Here is a 13,641-nt window from a genome sequence, read left to right as displayed (position 1 = left end):
CCTGATCAGCCCGGCTGCGCTACCCCGACCCGCTACGCCGGTCTGATCAGGGGGCGTCGAGGCACACACGTCAGAGGGGTCAAAGTTCGACGCCGATCCAGGGTCAAAATTCAACGCTGTTTGACAGCGCGTCCGGTGCAGCGCCAGCGCCGCCTGCTGCTCGGTTGCCTTCACCGGCACGAAGCGCATGCTGGGGCGCGTCACCGCCTCGCAGATGGCAGCGGCGTCGTTCGCATCGGTCTTACCGCGCTTCACGTACGGCTTCACGTAAGCCGGCGGCATCAGCCGTACATCATGGCCGAGCTTCATAAACTCCCGGGCCCAGTGGTGCGCCGTGCCGCACGCCTCCATGCCGACCAAGCATCGCGGCAGCTTGGCGAAGAACGGTACGACCTGCGCCCGCCTCAGAGCCTTGCGCACGACGACGTGCCCAGCTGCATCGACGGCGTGAACCTGGAAGATGCTCTTGGCCAGATCGATGCCGACGGTGGTGATCTCCATGGGGATGGCTCCTGCATGAGCGTGGCTGCTGCTTCGACAGCGACCACATCCTGGCACCGAGATGCCGTCAGTTGGAGCGGGAGCCATCCACCCCATCTGCTTTGATGCCACGATTCCTCGGAAGCGGACCGGAAGAAATCCATCCTGAGCGGCCCCCCTGCATCCGTCCCTCCTTAGACGTTTGAGGCGCTACGTGTCAGATGCGGAAGCGGACATCGATCGTTAAGATAAGGTTCACGTACCATCGTCGCGAGGGTCCCATCATGACGCTGGACGAGCTTGGATCGCGCATCTGCATCATGGGGCCGTCCAACAGCGGGAAGTCTACGCTGGCGGAGGCGATATCGCGTGCGCAGGGACTAGAGGCTGTCTACCTCGATCAGCTTCATCACTTGCCACATACTGATTGGGTTCCCCGAGCGGCAGACGAGTTCGCCGCACTCCATGACGCGGCAATCAGAGGCTCGCGCTGGGTCGTAGAAGGCAATTACTCGCGGCTGCTTCCGCAGCGATTGGCAACAGCGACCGGGTTCATCCTTCTCAATGTTCCGACATCGGTCAGCTTGTACCGCTATCTACGGCGCTCCTGGTTTGAGCGCGATCGGCGGGGTGCGCTCGAGGGCGGTCGTGACAGCGTGAAGTGGGGTATGATCCGGCATATTGCCGTCGCCACGAGGGCCAACCGCAGTCGCTACCAGGATCTGTTCGACGGCCTCACCCTACCCAAGGTGCACATCAAGTCCCCTATGGCGCTGGCCGACTTCTACCGCTCGAACGGCTTAAGGCGCTGAGCCACCACATCCCAAACCCTCCACTGCTTACGAGTAGCTGTTCGCATGCAGCAAGAGGCCGTTTCCAGCGGGTTGTTTCCCAAACCAAAAAATCAATTTTGAATGTCCAACATTTTCGTCATCCAGATTAGCGAGTGCCCTGGTGGAATATCAGGCACGTGGCATACCTCAAGGTACCCTAGTTTCTTGTAAAAGTCCGGCGCCTGGAATGTTATCGTTGCTAGTCGCATTCTGATGCATCCGTTCTTGCGCGCTACGTCTTCAGCTTCAGCCATTAATCGTGTTCCAACCCCGCTCAGACGACGATCCTCATCAACCCATAGTATGGCCACGTAAAACCAATTCCATTGGATGAAGCCCTGAATGCCACCTATGATCAATTCTTTATTGTCTCGACATACGATCCATATTGGCTTTGATGGATCGGGGCCGACACGTGCTTCGTTGTATCGATTAAGACCATGCTCGATGATTTTTGAGGTCGTTTCATCGACCTCATCACTTACTACTATACGCCCGATCATAGCTATGGTCCGCCGCATTGACTGCGGCAGAAACCAGATGATGCTACTGATACATGCGCCGCAACCAACAGCATAACACCGTGAAACGGCATACCCGCAACGGGTCGTGAGCCAGTATGGATACGATATCCGCTTCTATGGATCGCCATCCCGGAAGCGGACCGGCAGAAATCCACCCAACTCAGCCATTCAGAGGCGCCGGGCGATGCGGTTGGGATTGGCCGGAAGCGGCTAGTCCGCTCGTTGACTGCAATAGGAAATTCTGACGTCATTGTCGTGGCTGCTGACGACCGCGCTCGACTCCTCGGGCGGCCTGCTTGTCGACTGTACGATCCGCTACAAATGGCTCGTCCTCTATCTCGCAGGCGATGCCGCTCATCGCTGTTGCGTCGCCCCCGTCTTCTGCAGTTGCATCAGGGGCCGGAAAAGTGGCTCCGAAAGCTCATCTCAGGACCGGCAGGCTATTGTCGGGTCCCGTGGGCTGCAAATGGCATTGGGGGGCCTCGGCAGGACGAACGCGCTGAACTGATGCAGGGGGCGATCGCATTTAGAGCGGTTTCGGTTTAATCTGGTTCATATCCTGCTGCGGCGAAATAGTTGGCGCATTCGTCTGGCGTGATGGTGTCGATGAGTCGGCCGATGGCCGCCCACAATCCCTCGACGGTGCGAGCGGCAGCCTTGCGCAGGAGCGCCTTGAGCTTGGAGAAGGCCATCTCGATCGGGTTGAAGTCCGGCGAGTAGGGCGGGAGGAACAGGAGCCGTGCGCCGGCCGCCTCGATCGCAGCGCGCACGGCCGGTCCTTTGTGGCTGCCGAGGTTATCCATCACGACGATGTCGCCCGAGGTGAGGTCGGGCACGAGCACTCGCTCGACGTAAGCCTGGAAGGCGTCGCGGTTGATCGGCCCGTCGAGCACGAACGGTGCGGCCATCCCGGACAGGCGCAGGCCCGCGACGAAGGTCGTGGTCTTCCAATGGCCATGCGGCACGGGCGAGCGCAGCCGCTCGCCACGCGGAGACCGTCCGCGGGTGCGGGCCATCTTGGTCGAGGTCCAGGTCTCGTCGAGGAACACGAGGCGGGTGGGATCGAGGTCGGGCTGGCCCTCGAACCAAGCCTCGCGCGCGACCTTCACGTCGGGACGGTCCTGCTCCGTGGCATGCGCTGTCTTTTTTTGTACGTCAGGCCGCACGCGTCGAGGAAAGCCCAGAGAGTGCCCAACCCAACCGTGAGGTCGTGCTCCTCCCGCAGGCGGGCACGCATCTCCTCCAGTGTGATGTCATCCGTCTCGGCGATCAGGCCTCGCAGGTAGGCCTCATGGGGATCGAGCTTGGAGCGGCGGGCTCGTCCCTGGGGGAGGGCCGCCACCGTCCCGGTCGCCGTGAGCGCGGCCATCCAACGGATCGCTGTGGCCACACCGACCCCGAAGCGGGCCGCCGCCTGTCGCCGGGAGGTGGCTTCGGCGGCGGCGACGACCCGTTCGCGGAGGTCTTGGCTGTAGGGGCGGCCCATGCTCGGCTCCTCATCCAGAGCCCGCAGTGAATCAGCATCAGGTTCCCCGGTGAACCCCCGCAAGCCGATTCAGCCCAAACCGAAACCGCTCTAGAATTATAGAATCGGGCAGCATCGTTTCGGCCCGTTACTTGGCTTCCTGCCGCCTCACGCGCCAGAACGGCTGGGACGGCTCGTCCCACGGCGACGGCGTGCTCGGGCCCGACTCAATCGGCGGTCTTGTCCTGTTGCCCCGCTAGTCTGCTGGCCGCATGCAAAAGCTCGACGGGAAGCATGGCAATGATCGTGCTGTTGTGCTCGACGCCGATCTCGGTGAGCGTCTGCAGCCGACGCAGTTCCAGGGCCCCCGGCGCGGTGGCGATCATAGTTGCCGCCTCGGCGAGTTTCTGGGCGGCCTCGTTCTCCCCCCTCCGCCTTGATGATGCGGGCGCGCTTCTCGCGGATGGTCTCGGCCTCGCGCGCAATGGCCCGCTGCATCTGCTCAGGGATGTCAACATCCTTGATCTCCACCGTATCGACCTCGATGCCCCAGCGTTCGGCGGCCGCAGAGAGAAGATCGAGCAGCCGCTTGTTGATGGCGATTCGATCCTTCAACATCTGATCGAGGTCGCTTTGGCCAATGGCGTCGCGCATCCCGGTTTCCGCCGCCTGGATCACCGCGATGCGCCAGTTCTCGACTGCCGTGACTACACGTGCGGGATCGATCGCACGATACCAGAGCACAGCGTTGACTTTGACGGCGACGCCATCGCGCGTGATCGTCTCCTGCGTCTCGAGCTGCACCGTGATCGTCCGGGTATCGACCTTGACGACACGATCAAGGAAGGGAATGAGTCAGTACCAACCGGGCCCCTTCGTCGTTCCGAGGCGCCCGAGACGGAAGAGTACTGCGCGCTCGTACTCTTGGTTGATACCGAGCGTCTTGAGGGCGAGCACCAGCACGACGACGATCGTGGTGGCGATGACGGCATAGCCCATATCGCACTCTTCACTTTCGCCGATCCACCCGAGGCGGGACCTGCGACGATGATACGGCTCAGCGTACCTTCGCCGCGATCCAGTCGATGATCGCGTCGGCGACCTGCTGATTGTTTGCTTCCAGCATCATCATGTGGCCGTTGCCGTGAATACCGTGATCAGCAAGCGCAAGCCGATCCGGCTTTGCTCCGGCCTGGGCGAGAAAGGCAGCCGTGCAATCGTCCATCGTGGCCCGGAACGATGCTTCGCCGGTGACGATGACGGCGGGGACCTTTGCGATTTGCGGCAGTTGTCGCGCGGGCTCGGCCTGCAACCAGCACCGGATTTGGTCCGGCCGGGTCGGCCGGTCGGCCTGCACGACGGTTAGATCCGTCGGAGAACTTACCGCCGGTTCGAAATGGAGGGGCACGCGAGTGATGCCGTAGGGTCGCGCGCGGGCGTCGCCAACCCGCTCATACCATTCCGTGCCACCTTTAAACGTAATGTCAAAGAAGGTCGGGCCATTCGGCTCGACGGCGACATGTGCCTTCACGAGGTCGGGCCGCTGGTCGGACACCGCCCAGCCGAACACCCCCGCCTGCGAATGGGTCAGTACGATCGAGGGACCGATCTTCTCCAGCAAGGCGATGATCGCGGGATCGACAAGCTCCTCGCTCTTTAGGGCACTGGCGACGTAGGGCACCTGGGAGAAGTAGAACTGATCGAATGCCGCATTGCCCTTGATCCCCGGCCCGCCAGGCCATTGCGTGTGCAGCTTGGCTTGCGGGAAGAGTTCGAATTTCTCCTGCCCGGTGAAGATGCTCTCGAGGTCACCCGTCGAGAGCCGGGCGTAGGGGCCATAGACATCCGGATTATCGCCCGAGCGGCCACGCCCGACTTGGTCGACGACATAGACGGCAAAGCCGCGTTCGACGAAGCGGTCGACCCAGCCAGGCCGCCCATCCGGCGTGCCGAGGAAATTAACGCCGGTCTGGGCCGTGCCATGCACCATCACAACTGGAAAGGGCTGCTTCACCTCAGCAGGGGCATGGTACTGGACGAACATCTGGCCGATCGCAATGTTCTTCGTGCCGATTGTCTCGTAGCGGCCACCGACAAAGAAGTAGCCCTCGCGCTGCGCCGGTTTGAAGATGGCGGGGACGTCCGGGATGGCAGGCTGTGGATCAGCAGCCGCTGCTGCCCCTATCAGCTCGAGGAGGACGCTCACTGCGAGCAGTGCGGTCTTCGCCATGGTTACCCTCCCGTGGACGTCGGACGCGTCCTGGCGAGAGTATCGTCGACGAAGCAGCTACGTGTCCACGCATTGCGGGTGTCGTTGCGTGATGGAAGCTCAGAACGAGATCTGGATATCGGCAAGGGGTAGACCGGCTACCATTGTGTGCCACTGCTCCCCGGCTCCGATCGGATATGCATTCGTCAGGGTACCGGTCGTCACGACCTCACCCGTCGCGATCGCCGGACTTTTCGGATCCATGGCGAGCCCCTCGACCAAGTGCCGGAGTGCCGCCAAGGGGCCATTGTGCAAGACGTTCCGGGCGTGCCCAGTCTCGACGACGGTCCCGTGACGCCGAAGCTGGATTTCGAAGCGACGCAGCGCCGCGAACCACTCGTCTTCAGTGCCGGGAGTGACGGTGATCGGCTCACCGACGAAGAGGGCTCCGTGAAGGCCGAAGGCCGCCACGGTGTTGGGTGCATGGAAGCGCCAGCCTCGGAAATGCGATTGCACGATTTCAAACCCGAGGGCGGCCCACTCGACGCAGGTCAGCAACTCTCGTTCGTCCATGCCTGGGACCGGCGCCCGCGCGAGGCGAAAGACGATTTCCGGCTCGATCCGCGGCTCGACGAACGCTGACAGCGCTATCGGAGTAAGAGCCTCGGAAAGCCAGTGCAGGCTCGTATCATAGACATAGCCCCAGATCGGTGCAGCTACGTTGTACTCAGTCCAAATAGTGGTGTTCGTAAAACCGATCTTCCGACCAACAACCCGTTCGCCGCGAGCTTCTCGCAGCTGCCGAACTTCATCGGCAATTCGATAAGCATCGTCGAGGCTGAATGATCGATCTTGTTCCGTAAAGGATTGAACTGAGAGTTGTCGATCCCATGCCTCGAGGATCAGCGCCGCGCGGCTTTCGATTGGTCTGCTGGCATCAAACTGGGCAAGGCTCATTGGTTCTTCCTCTAATGGTTTGCGCCACCCAGAAACCGACCTTGAAGCTCTAGCCCTCGCACATTGGCTTGCCTTGGCTCACGCCGTAATTTTTTACTATAAAATTCCTCGACGGCACGATGTCAATAACTCTCCTGAGACTTAGATGCACAGCCGCGCAGCAGATATGGCGAAGTTTCGTGTCGAGTTGAATTTGGCCGCGTGCATTAGTTTTCTAAATAGCTTTAAGCCAATTGCCGATCGCAGTCGATAGCGTCCGTTTACGGGACGTCGTCAACACCATCTGAATGACCGAATTGGGCGCTTTTCTGCCGGGCTGCTCTGAAGGCCCCTCGACACTGAAGCCGAGGGGCCGAACGCTCAAATCTCAGTCCCTTCGGCCAGGGTTAAGGCATCTTCGACGTCAACGCCGAGGTATCTGACCGTGCTTTCGATCTTGGTATGGCCGAGTAGGATCTGGACGGCACGAAGGTTGCCAGTTCGCTTGTAGATCAACGATGCCTTCGTGCGGCGGAGGGAATGGGTGCCATAATCCTCGCTGCGCAGCCCGATGCCCGTGACCCACTCATCGACCAAGCGCGCATACTGCCTGGTGCTGATGTGCGTGACGCTATCGAGCCTGCTGGGGAAAGCGTAGTCGTCGAGCGTACCACCCCTGGCCTCCAGCCATGCGAGGATGCTGGTTCGTGCGGGTTCGAGCAACTCGAACTGCACCGGTCGGCCGGTCTTGCGCTGGATGACGATAGCCCGGCTGCGAACGCGGCCGCCACTGACGAGATCGCCGATCTTTAGCTTGACGATGTCGCAGCCGCGCAGCTTGCTGTCTATGGCAAGGTCGAACATTGCTCGGTCGCGTGTGCGCCGTTCGCGATCAAGCCAGAACCGGATGGCCCAGACCTGCTGAGGTTTGAGGGCCCGTTTGGCGCCAAGCTTGCGTCCAGCATTCCAGGCCGGCCGTCCTTTGACGGCCGGATCGTGTGCAGAATGTCCCATCGTTTAACTCCTCGCCGGCCCATGCCGACGCAGCGAGGAGACACCCGAACTGATGCTCGGTGATGGGGCCGTATGCGAACGTTCCGCACGCGACCCAATCTCGCCGTAGCAGCTCACCTGCGTCATGTACGAAAGGAGTCATTCATGTGGCGACAGCTCGCAACTTACGTGTCCGACTTGGCATAGCTGGCGCGCAGCATGAGCGCCTGGATCTAACCATCGACTACGACCCATGGGAGCGGTCTCTACGATCTCCGCCCCCGATACTGCTGGTCACGCCGTCCGAGTGACGAGGGTTTGTCAGCGTCTGAGTGAGGACCTCAATTCGGGTGCGGCTCTCGGAGTCGAGACCGGCGATGTCGCCTACTGCCGCTGACGAGCGACCAGCTATCTGGTTCTCCAGCCCGTCGGCAACGATCGCTACCCGTCATCGCATTTTGGCAGGCGACAAAAGTTCGGCGTCGTTTCTAAATTTTTCTCAGTCATAGCCCAATCAAGTGGCGCATGAAATCGCCGGGAAAAACTTCATGAAAGAATAAGCTCCGTCAGGTACAAGTCGTCCTGGGAGCTTTACATGCGTGCCATTCTAACCTGCGTTACGCAGCAGCATGATGAACGATTGCTGCTGTTGGCGGCGCTCGTCTGCATCGTGGGCATCTACGCGACCTCCGCCATCGCCTCCCATGCGGGCCGTTCCGAGGGGCTGCTGCGCAGGAGATGGGGCATGGTCAGCATCGTCGCCGGGGGATGCACGGCCTGGGCGACGCACATGATCGCCCTGCTGGCGTTTCAGCCCGGCATGGCGGCGGGCTTCGAGCCGATCCTGACCTCAGCGTCCCTGCTGCTGGTCATCGGCGGCATCGGACTGGGGGTCGGACTGTCCATCGGCGCGCAACGACGCCTCCGTCGCTTCCTGGCCGGCGTCATCATCGGCCTGGGTGTTACGGCGCTCCATTACGTGGGGCAGGCGTCCTACCGGGTTACGGGGCATGTCGTCTGGGACATGGGCGTGGTCCCCCCGACCATCATGGCGAGCCTCGGCCTGTCGGGTTTGGCCTTGATCCTCGCCGCCGAGCGCGAGCGTACCCTGCGCCGCCTCGCCGGTCCCCTGCTCCTGCTCGCCATCGTCGTCCTCCACGTCGGGGGGATGACCGCGATGACGCTCACCTACGATCCGGCCGTCCCGTTGCCGGACACCGCGATCGCACCCGAGACAATCGCCCCCGTCATCGCCGCCGTGTCGTTCGGTCTGCTGACGCTCGCCTTCTTCGGGCTGCGCATGACCCTCAACGCTCGGGCGCAGATGCGCCGTGATCGTGAGCGCCTGCGCGAACTGGCCGGCGTGGCACTCGAAGGGCTGGCGGTGTGCGACGGCGAGGTCATCACCACGGCCAACCGCAGCCTCGAAATTCTGTCGGGTATGAATCAGGCTCAGCTCATCAATTGCCGCCTCACGCGGCTCCTGCCGGGGCTCGTGGCGTCCGACCTCCCGGAGCAGGAGGAGCGCGAAGCCGAACTCGTCGGCGCGGACGGCCAGGCCGTCCCAGTTCGCGTGTTGCGGAAGGAGATCTCCCTCGGTCACAAACGGCAGACGGTCATCGCTTTCCGCGATCAGCGCGAACGCCTGCGCTCGGAGGCTCGCCTGCGAACCCTGGCCTTCACGGATGCTGTGACCGGGCTGCCGAACCGGGCGCGGTTCGGCGATCTGCTGGCGCACCGCGTCGCCGCCCTACGCGAGCAGGAGGGAGGCTTCGCGGTCCTGATGCTCGACCTCGACCGCTTCAAGTTCGTCAACGACACCCTCGGACACGCGATGGGCGACGAGTTGCTGCGCAAGGTCGCCGCCCGACTGCAATCCGCCCTCGCCGAGGGGGACGTCGTCGCGCGTTTCGGCGGCGACGAATTCGCGATCCTGCTACTCGACAAAACCGCCGTCTTGGCCCCCGAAGCGGTCGCTGCGCGGCTCGTCGCGGCGATCGACTGGGCCTTCCTGCTCGACAATCAGCTGGTCCATGTCGGCGCGAGCATCGGCATCGCCATCGGCCGCCAAGACGGACATGACGGGGACGAATTGCTACGGCACGCCGACCTCGCCCTGTACAAGGCGAAAGCCGAGGGCAAGGGGACGTTCAGGCTGTTCGAACCCGCTATGGCGGCGCAGATGCTGGTGCGCAGCCGCCTCGAGGCCGACATGCGCCGCGCCCTGACGGCCGGCGAATTCGAACTGCACTATCAGCCCCTGGTCGATGCCCAGACCGGCGCGGTGACCGCCGCGGAAGCCCTGGTCCGCTGGCGTCACCCGGAGCAGGGCCTCATCCCCCCTGCGGACTTCATCCCCCTCGCGGAGGAGACCGGCCTTATCGCGCAACTCGGCGCGTGGGTGCTCCACACCGCGTGCACCCATGCAGCGGGCTGGCCGAGCACCATCGCCCTTGCGGTCAACCTGTCGCCGGTCCAGTTCCGCGACGACCGGCTTCCGGACGTGGTGGCGTCGATCCTGGCCGCCACCGGGTTCGCCGCAGACCGGCTCGAACTGGAGATCACCGAAGGCGTGATGCTCGAGGACGAGGCTCGCACCCTCGCGCTGCTGACCAAGCTTAAGGCGATCGGCGTGTCCCTCGCGATGGACGATTTCGGGACCGGCTACTCGTCGCTCAGCTACCTGCGCCGCTTTCCGTTCTCAAAGATCAAGATCGACCGGTCCTTCATCCGCATGCTCCCGGAGGACAGCGAGAGCGCCGCCATCGTCCGGGCCATCATCACGATGGGAGCGTGCCTCGGCATGGCGACGACGGTCGAAGGTGTAGAGACCGCCGAGCAATATGCCTTCGTCGCCGCCGAGCAATGCGATCAGGTTCAAGGATACCACGTCAGCCGCCCGCTGCCGTACTTCGACTTCCTAGCCTTCGTTAACCTTTCGAAGATGGCCGCTTGAGTATCCCGGTGACGGGTCGTTAGGTTTATCGAACAAATCCTGCAAAGTACGCGACGCTCGGTCTGGAAGATCGTTGTCTGGCCGCCGAAGAACGGCGGCTCACCCTCGGCAGAGCCCAATCATTTCCATTCTTGGACCGGTTATGACCATCCGCATCGGTACTCGCATCCAGGCGATCACAGTGACCGCCCTCGTCGGCATGGCCGCGTTGATCGCGCTGGCCACCTGGGATTTCTCCCGCGCCATTACCGATGCACGCGAGTTGAAGACGCGCGATCTCGTCCAGACCGCGCAGGGGGTGCTGACGTATTTCGAGGGTGAGGAGCGCGCGGGCCGCCTGAGCCGCGACGCGGCGCAGAAGGCCGCCGTGGCTGTGGTGCGCGGCCTACGTTACGCCGGCAGCGAGTATTTCTGGATTCAGGACATGACCCCCCGGATGGTGTTCCATCCGAAAGCGGAGCTGATTGGGACCGATCTTTCGGCCGTGACCGACCCGAGCGGGAAGCACTTCTTCGCCGACATGGTGGCGGTGGTGAAGACCTCCGGCGGCGGCTTCGTCCGCTATCTCTGGCTGAAGCCCGGCGTGGATCAGCCGGTGGCGAAGATCTCCTACGTTCAGGGCTTCGCGCCCTGGGGCTGGATCATCGGCTCGGGCATCTACGCCGACGATACGGCCGCGCAGTTGCAGCCGACCCTGATGAGGCTCTTGGCGGGCGCGGCGTTCGCGTTCTGCCTCATCGCAATCTTGGCGACGCTGATCGGTCGCGGCGTGACGCGGCCGATCCGCTCCCTCACCGAATTCATGGAAGGGCTCGCCTCCGGCCAGCTCGATCAAACAATCCCGAAGGCCGCGCACGCCGAAGAGATCAACCGCATGATCGGCGCCGTCCAGGTGTTCAAGGACAACCTGATCCGCACCCGGCAGCTCGAAGCCGACACCGCGCAGGCCCGGCTCACGGCCGAGGAGCAGCGGAAGACCGGCATGCGGCAGATGGCCGACAGCTTCGAGGCGGCGGTGGGCGGGATCATCGGCATGGTGTCGTCCTCGGCCACCGAGCTGCAGGCCACGGCCGGCACCATGAGCGGAACCGCCGCCGAGACCGCCGCGCAGTCGACGGCCGTCGCGGCCGCCGCCGAGGAGGCCGGCAGCAACGTCGCCACGGTCGCGGCGGCGGCCGAGGAACTGGGCTCGTCGGTCCAGGAGATCGGACGGCAGGTGGACGGGTCCGCCAGCATCGCGCGGGAGGCGGTGATCGCGGCCGACCAGACGGGGGCGCTGGTGCAGGATCTCAGCGCCGCCGTGGAGCGCATCGGCGACGTGGTGGGGCTGATCTCCTCCATTGCGGGCCAGACGAACCTGCTCGCCCTGAACGCGACCATCGAGGCGGCGCGGGCCGGCGAGGCCGGCAAGGGCTTCGCCGTGGTGGCCGCCGAGGTGAAGGAACTCGCGAGCCAGACGGCGCGGGCGACGTAGGAGATCGCCGCGCAGATCAGCCGGATCCAGGGCTCGACGGGCCAGGCGGTAACGGCCATCGGCGGCATCACCCAGCGGATCCGCGACATCAGCGCCACAGCGACCTCGATTGCGGCGGCGGTGGAGCAGCAGGGCGCGGCGACGCAGGAGATCGTCCGGAACGTGTCTCAGGCGGCGGCCGGGACGGGGGAAGTCACGGGCAACATCACCGGCGTCGCGCAGGCCGCCGAGGAGACGGGGGCCGCCGCCACGCAGGTGCTCGGCGCGGCCTCGGAACTCTCGCGGCAGTCCGAGCACTTGACGGCCGAAGTCGCCCGCTTCCTGGCGACCGTGCGCGCGGCGTAGTCATAAGACGGTACTTTTGCGCAGTGAAGCGTACGCTTCCCGGTCTGTAGGACTGAGAAGCGGACAGGCAGGAAGCCACCCAACCTAGCCATTCGGAGGCACCTGCCTACGCGACAAAAGCTGGCTGAAAGCGGTGCGGCCGCTTCTGGATGCATCGCCGTCGATGCAAACAGCAAGGTCTTACGCGCCGGGACGCCAGTCGGGGCGCGCGTTCTTCACGAGGAGGCGTTGAGGATCGACATAGCCGCGGTCGCGCCGCCTCGCTGATGGGGCACGCCGGCCGCGCCGAGTGCCATCTCTACGCCGGAGAGCGCCCCCATCAGCATCAGGTCGTTGCACTCGCCGAGGTGGCCGATGCGGAACACCTTGCCGGACAGCTTGGACAGTCCGGCGCCGAGGGAGATGTTGAACCGGTCGAGGGCGAGCTGCCGGAAGGCGTCGGCGTCATGGCCGTCCGGCATGACCACGGCGGTGAGGACGGGCGAGTACTCGCTCGGCTCCTCGCACAGGACCTCAAGCCCCCATCCCTGGACCGCGGCCCGCGTCGCCTTGGCCAGCCGTTCGTGCCGGGCGAAGACTGCCGGCAGGCCTTCTTCGCGCATCATGGCGATCGCCTCCCGCAGGCCGTAGAGGAGGTTGGTCGCGGGCGTATAGGGGAAATAGCCGCCCTCGTTCGGCTTGAGCATCTCCTCCCAATCCCAGTACGAGCGCGGCAGGGTGTTGGTCTTCGAAGCCGCGCGGGCCTTCTGCGAGATCGCCGTGAACCCAAGGCCAGGGGGCAGCATCAGGCCCTTCTGGGAGCAGGCGACGGTCACGTCGATGCCCCACGCGTCGTGGCGCAGGTCGGCCGAGCCCAGACCCGAGATGGAGTCGACGAGCAGAAGCGCCGGGTGATGCGCGGCGTCGATCGCATGCCGGACCTGGGCGATGCGGCTTGTGACGCCCGTCGAAGTCTCGTTGTGGACGACCATCACCGCCTTGATCGCGTGCGACTTGTCCTCGGCGAGCTTGGCCTCCACGATGGCCGGATCCGCGCCGTGGCGCCAGTCGCCCGGTACGAACTCAACTGTGATGCCCCATCGGGCGGCCATCTTGCTCCATAGCGTGGCGAAATGCCCGGTCTCGAACATCAACACCCGGTCGCCCGGCGAGAGCGTGTTGACGATCGTCGCTTCCCACGCCCCCGTGCCGGAGCCAGGAAAGATCACGACGGGTCCCTCGGTCTGGAAGATCGCCCGGCACCCTTGGAGCACCTCCCGACCGAGCCGGCCGAATTCCGGGCCCCGGTGATCGATCACCTGCCGGTCCATCGCCTGGAGAACACGCTCGGGCACCGGGCTCGGGCCGGGGATGTTGAGAAAATGCCGTCCCTGGTGAAGGGTCATGACGTGTCCTCTTCCAGTGCTATCGCGAATGAGCCGTGCTG

At 63.8% G+C, this 13,641-nt stretch carries 11 protein-coding genes and 2 pseudogenes; 3 read left to right on the top strand and 10 right to left on the bottom strand.

The features are described from left to right. Positions 1-501, bottom strand: a 501-nt coding sequence (locus tag AAHF99_RS25830; RefSeq protein ID WP_342167211.1) for an IS110 family RNA-guided transposase, incomplete at its 3' end; no start/stop codon positions are given. 263 nt (positions 502-764) lie between these two features. Here AAHF99_RS25830 and AAHF99_RS25825 point away from each other — a divergent pair. Next, positions 765-1,292: an AAA family ATPase gene (locus tag AAHF99_RS25825; RefSeq protein WP_342167210.1), complete on the top strand. Its 528-nt coding sequence runs from the start codon at positions 765-767 to the stop codon at positions 1,290-1,292. A gap of 92 nt (positions 1,293-1,384) precedes the next feature. Here AAHF99_RS25825 and AAHF99_RS25820 read toward each other — a convergent pair whose 3' ends face one another. The 8 genes and pseudogenes from AAHF99_RS25820 to AAHF99_RS25790 all read right to left on the bottom strand — a co-directional run bounded on the left by AAHF99_RS25820 (position 1,385) and on the right by AAHF99_RS25790 (position 7,461). After that, positions 1,385-1,816, bottom strand: coding sequence for a GNAT family N-acetyltransferase (locus AAHF99_RS25820; RefSeq protein ID WP_342167209.1), 432 nt, complete (start codon positions 1,814-1,816; stop codon positions 1,385-1,387). A 563-nt stretch (positions 1,817-2,379) separates the two neighbouring features. Beyond that, positions 2,380-3,323 (bottom strand): IS630 family transposase gene (locus AAHF99_RS25815; protein WP_342167208.1). Its coding sequence is split into 2 segments (ribosomal slippage): positions 2,380-2,987 and positions 2,987-3,323, totalling 945 coding nucleotides; the frame shifts between segments, so codons are not numbered across the junction. A 206-nt stretch (positions 3,324-3,529) separates the two neighbouring features. After that, on the bottom strand, positions 3,530-3,688 hold the full coding sequence (locus AAHF99_RS25810) for a hypothetical protein (protein ID WP_342167207.1): 159 nt from the start codon (positions 3,686-3,688) through the stop codon (positions 3,530-3,532). A 100-nt stretch (positions 3,689-3,788) separates the two neighbouring features. Next, positions 3,789-4,106: pseudogene (locus tag AAHF99_RS27235) on the bottom strand (SPFH domain-containing protein); the annotation flags it as partial. Positions 4,107-4,157: 51 nt separating this feature from the next. Then, positions 4,158-4,301 (bottom strand): hypothetical protein, encoded by a 144-nt coding sequence (locus AAHF99_RS27230; RefSeq protein WP_412759955.1) that lies wholly within the window; start codon positions 4,299-4,301, stop codon positions 4,158-4,160. A 58-nt stretch (positions 4,302-4,359) separates the two neighbouring features. Beyond that, on the bottom strand, positions 4,360-5,532 hold the full coding sequence (locus tag AAHF99_RS25800; RefSeq protein WP_342167205.1) for an alpha/beta hydrolase: 1,173 nt from the start codon (positions 5,530-5,532) through the stop codon (positions 4,360-4,362). Between the two features lie 99 nt (positions 5,533-5,631). Beyond that, the gene (locus tag AAHF99_RS25795; protein ID WP_342167204.1) at positions 5,632-6,468 is read right to left on the bottom strand and encodes a 2-keto-4-pentenoate hydratase; all 837 of its coding nucleotides are present in this window, start codon (positions 6,466-6,468) and stop codon (positions 5,632-5,634) included. A gap of 360 nt (positions 6,469-6,828) precedes the next feature. Next, positions 6,829-7,461, bottom strand: coding sequence for a tyrosine-type recombinase/integrase (locus AAHF99_RS25790; RefSeq protein ID WP_342167203.1), 633 nt, complete (start codon positions 7,459-7,461; stop codon positions 6,829-6,831). Between the two features lie 574 nt (positions 7,462-8,035). Between AAHF99_RS25790 and AAHF99_RS25785 the strand changes: the two genes are divergently transcribed. Both AAHF99_RS25785 and AAHF99_RS25780 read left to right on the top strand, forming a co-directional pair. Beyond that, complete coding sequence (locus AAHF99_RS25785) at positions 8,036-10,396, top strand: putative bifunctional diguanylate cyclase/phosphodiesterase (protein WP_342167202.1); 2,361 nt, start codon at positions 8,036-8,038, stop codon at positions 10,394-10,396. 142 nt (positions 10,397-10,538) lie between these two features. Then, a pseudogene (locus AAHF99_RS25780) lies at positions 10,539-12,215 on the top strand (methyl-accepting chemotaxis protein). A 215-nt stretch (positions 12,216-12,430) separates the two neighbouring features. Here the strand turns inward: AAHF99_RS25780 and AAHF99_RS25775 are convergent. Beyond that, on the bottom strand, positions 12,431-13,600 hold the full coding sequence (locus AAHF99_RS25775) for a pyridoxal-phosphate-dependent aminotransferase family protein (RefSeq protein WP_342167201.1): 1,170 nt from the start codon (positions 13,598-13,600) through the stop codon (positions 12,431-12,433). Positions 13,601-13,641: the final 41 nt, after the last annotated feature.

Origin of the sequence: Methylobacterium litchii (assembly GCF_038442315.1) — a bacterium.
Classification (GTDB): Bacteria; Pseudomonadota; Alphaproteobacteria; order Rhizobiales; family Beijerinckiaceae; genus Methylobacterium; species Methylobacterium litchii.
This window is presented reverse-complemented; position numbering and strand designations above follow the sequence as displayed.